The 417-nt window shown below is 37.4% G+C and carries 1 protein-coding gene; it reads right to left on the bottom strand.

What is annotated here, in order from left to right; genetic code table 11:
* Positions 1–417, bottom strand: a 417-nt coding sequence (locus GUI43_RS34175) for a hypothetical protein (protein WP_170158823.1), incomplete at both ends; no start/stop codon positions are given.

Genomic DNA, 417 nt, shown 5'->3' with positions numbered 1-417 from the left:
CATTAGGTGGAATCATTGAGATATTTACGCTTCCTGAAATATTTAAAGTCCCATTAAAATAGTTTGTGACGAGACTATTGTTTTTTTGTGGTCTACTGAGATTAAAAAGCAAGCCAGTCCCAGTGCCATTTAGAGAGACATTTTCAAATCTAAAGCCTTTATTATTGCCTGCTGTAATAGTTCCTTGACCTGTAATGGTTAGGTTATTCCCTTTTTCAAAGGCGACATCTCCTTCTTTAGTTGTAACGTTTAAGCGTCCTGATTCAAGCGTAATATTTTTATGAATATCAACCCATCCGCTAGAGTAAATGGTTAAGTTTCCGTTAGCAGTAGAAGTGATATTGCCATTAATCAGAACGCCACTGTTTTTATTTTTGCTGCTCCAGAGGGTTAGGTGGGAGTTGCCTCCGATATTGA

It is taken from the genome of Micromonospora noduli, assembly GCF_003264365.1.
GTDB classification, from domain to species: domain Bacteria; phylum Actinomycetota; class Actinomycetes; order Mycobacteriales; family Micromonosporaceae; genus Micromonospora; species Micromonospora noduli.
The sequence above is the reverse complement of the archived record's forward strand: the minus strand, read 5'-3'. Positions and strand labels throughout refer to the sequence as shown.